Raw genomic sequence first — 2979 nt, forward strand, 5'->3', positions numbered from 1 at the left:
GTACCGACCTCGGCCGCGGCCGAGGTCGGTACGGTCGAGCGCGCGGAGTTGTGCGCGGACGGCGGCCGAGCCGCGCTGGTTGCCGGCGTCGAGTTCGTCGCGGAGCTCGGCGAGTGTGCACAGCCCCTCCTGCACGGGCCGGGTGAGGATCCGCCGCAGCCGCTGTTCGTCGCTCTCGCCGCGTGCGGCGTCCACCGTGGCGCGGGGTGGGGGAGCGAACGGCAGGCCGTCGACCCGGACGGGTTCGGGGGGTCGGGACGTCCGCTCGACGGTGGTGAACCGGGGCGGCAACACCCGGCGGTGCTCGGGGACGAGCGCGGACACGGTGTCCGACGGCGGGAGCGGGACGCCCCGGGCGGCCAGTGCGTCGACACCGGTGAGGGCACAACCCGGACCGAGGTACAGCACGGTGGCCCGGAGGAGCTGCTCCCGGGTCGGTCTGCCGGTGCCGAGCAGGATCACGCCCTTCGCCAGGCGCCGCCAGGGACCTCCGGGCCGGCAGCGCTTCGTGATCGTGCTCGGGGTGAGGCCCCGTCGCCGGAGTTCGGCGACGGTGACCACGGGCACCGCCGGATCACAGCCCTCGTCGTCGGGCCGCAACGCCGCCGCGGCGACGTCGGCGACGGTGGCGTGGGCCCTGCGGTGCGGATGCTGCGGAGGAGTCGCTGTCGTCATACCGCCGAGCGTGACCGCCTCCGCGGCCGGCGGCCCGGTGAACGCGGGAGTTGTGGATGGGTCGGCGTCGCGAACGGGGTGCCCGTTGCCGCCGGTGCGACCCTGTGGACACCCGTCGGCGCGCGCACCCGGTTCACCGGGCCGTCGGCTCACTCACCCGGGTCGGCGAACCCCGGCTGCCAACGGCGCACGATGTCCCGCACGGCCACCTCCGCGTCGAGCTGGCACAGGATGCCGATGGCCCCGGCCGTCACCCGGTGGATGAGCAGCCACTGGGGCGGCAGGTTCAGGAAGCGGCCGGTATGGAAGTCCTGGTTGCGGGTGTCGCCCATCCGCAGCGCCTGCTTCTGCGCCCAGCGACGGGTGAAGTGGAACGTCCCGTCGGTCAACGGTGCGGTCAGCGGCCGCAACCACGCGTGGACGTCGTCGGCGTCGAGGTCGGCGTCGTGCCGGACGAAGCCCTCCGCCCGCAGCATCGCGAACAGCTCGTCCGGGCGGTTCTGCAGTGCCAGCCGCATCATCACCCCGAGGGCGGGCGGGGCCCCGTGCGGCAGCGCGGCGACCGCCCCGAAGTCGATGACGCAGAGCCTGCCGTCCTCCAGCAGCAGGAAGTTGCCGGGATGCGGGTCGGAGTGCAGCAGGTGCGCCCGCTCGGGAGAGGAGTAGTGGAACTCGGCGAGCAGGCGGCCCGCCTCGTCCCGCTGGTCCCGGGTCCCGGTGTTGATGATCTCCGAGAACGGGGTTCCGGTGACCCATTCGGTCACGATCACCTTCGGCGCGCTGGCCACCACCTTCGGCACGCGCACCCGTGCGTCCCCGTCGAACGCCCGGGCGAACCGCCGTTGGTTGTCGGCCTCGGCGCGATAGTCCAGCTCCTCGTCCATCCGGTCGGCGAGCTCGGCCAGCAGGGGTTTCACCTCGGTACCGGGAACGAGCGACTGGAAGAGTCTGCTGAACCGCTGGAGCTGGCGCAGGTCGCTGCGCAGTGCCTCGTCGGCGCCCGGGTACTGCACCTTCACCGCGACTTCGCGGCCGTCGTGCCACACGGCCCGGTGCACCTGCCCGATGCTGGCCGCCGCGGCCGGTTCGTCGTCGAACTCCGCGAACCGTTGCTGCCAGGACCGGCCCAGTTGCTCGGCGAGCACCCGGTGTGTCCGCCGCATCGACATCGGGGGTGCCGCGGCCTGTAACCGGGTGAGCGCGTCCCGGTACGGTGCCGCGAGCTCGTCCGGGACGGCGGCCTCGAAGACGCTGAGCGCCTGTCCGAACTTCATCGCGCCGCCCTTGAGCGTGCCCAGCACCTCGAAGAGCTGTTCGGCGGCCTTGGCCGACAACACCGCGTTCACGTCCTCGGTGTTCTGCCCGGTCAGCCGTCGACCCCAGCCGCCGACCGCGCGTCCCGCGATGCCGAGCGGCAGGCTGGCCAGTTTGGCCGTGCGGGCCGCGGCCCTACGGGGGATCGCGGGATCGGTCTGGTCGTCGAGGTAATCGCCCGAGTCCGTCACGACCGCGATTCTGCCCTGTGGATCGCGGTCTGTGCACCGATTCCCGGTGTGAATCGCGGTGCCGCGGCGGTCCTCGCCGCCTCACCGGAACTGTCGGAGGGGACGCCGGCGCGGTGGTCGGGCCGGTGCGCCGCACCCGCAGTTCGGGTGCGGCGGCCAGTCCCTGCGGCGCACGGTTCCGCCGTAGCAGTCCAGCTCCAACGTCGCCTCCCAGGTGGGTGGCGGGTGCTCCGGGGACGGTGCCAGCGCCCGCAACGCCTGTCCGACGGCGATCGCCGCGGTGCCGTGTGCGCTCGCCAGGTCGGTGTGTTGTCGTCGGCCCGCGAGCTGCCCGGCCACCGTCGGCCAGCACGGGTCGAGGTCGACCCGGTGCAGATCGGCACAGCGGAGGCAGCTGGTGCGGCCCGGGACGACCAGGGGACCGACGATGCCGATCCCCTCCCGCACGCGCACGGGCAGATGCGGCGCCCCCGCGGCCATCACAGGCGCGACCAGGTCCGGTGCGGGAACCACGGCGTCGGTGAGCAGCACGAGGTCCGGTACCCGCCCGTGCCGGAGCGGCCCGGTGTGGACGCCGGCGTGCGCACGCCGTGCGACGTCGCGGAGTGCGCAGGTCCGGGACCGTCCGACGTCCCGGTCGAGGAGACCGGCGCCCACGTCGCTGTCGTCGACCACGCCGTCCGCGCGCACGTCGAGGTGCTCGACACCCGCAGTGGCGAGGGACGCGATGACCGCCGCCGCCAGCCGGCCGTCCCCCTGCACGCGGACCGTGCCGTACGCGCGCCGGGGCGGGGTGTCG

1 protein-coding gene and 2 pseudogenes are annotated in these 2979 nt (G+C 73.9%); all 3 read right to left on the minus strand.

Annotated elements, in window-relative coordinates; all coding sequences use genetic code 11:
• Positions 1–675: pseudogene (locus SACHA_RS24950) on the minus strand (hypothetical protein); the annotation flags it as partial.
• A gap of 149 nt (positions 676–824) precedes the next feature.
• On the minus strand, positions 825–2180 hold the full coding sequence (locus SACHA_RS0105385; RefSeq protein WP_019807774.1) for an ABC1 kinase family protein: 1356 nt from the start codon (positions 2178–2180) through the stop codon (positions 825–827).
• Positions 2181–2261: 81 nt separating this feature from the next.
• Positions 2262–2979 (minus strand): annotated as a pseudogene (locus SACHA_RS23675) (hypothetical protein); the annotation flags it as partial.

This window comes from Saccharomonospora halophila 8 (assembly GCF_000383775.1).
GTDB lineage: Bacteria > Actinomycetota > Actinomycetes > Mycobacteriales > Pseudonocardiaceae > Saccharomonospora > Saccharomonospora halophila.